The organism is Pseudonocardia sp. EV170527-09, assembly GCF_008369905.1.
Classification (GTDB): Bacteria; Actinomycetota; Actinomycetes; order Mycobacteriales; family Pseudonocardiaceae; genus Pseudonocardia.
The window spans coordinates 1-285 of record NZ_VRMC01000411.1 but is presented as its reverse complement, the minus strand read 5'-3'; the positions used below and the strand labels follow the sequence as shown (position 1 = coordinate 285).

General features: G+C 64.6%; 1 protein-coding gene. It reads left to right on the top strand.

The window, feature by feature from the left end:
- Positions 1-285 (top strand): GGDEF domain-containing protein (locus FVA95_RS29645; protein WP_149666970.1); only part of this gene is annotated, 285 nt, incomplete at both ends.

The following is a 285-nucleotide window of genomic DNA, read 5'->3' as shown; positions in this document are numbered from 1 at the left end:
GTCCGAAGCGGCACCACCAATCTGTTCTTTGTCGTGGTCGGAAAGCCGGTCGCGACCGTTCTGAAGATCTGGCACCGGGAAGTGATCCGGATCGGCGCGATCATGACGACGCTGATCCTGGTCGTGCTCGGCACCATGCTGTTCCTCGCACGCGAGATCGGCCGCCGCGCCGCGGCCGAAGACCGGCTGGAAGAGCTCGCGACGACTGACGCGCTCACCGGGCTGAAGAACCGGCGCAAATTCGATACCGAGATCGATGCGGAATGGCGGCGAGCGGCGCACAAC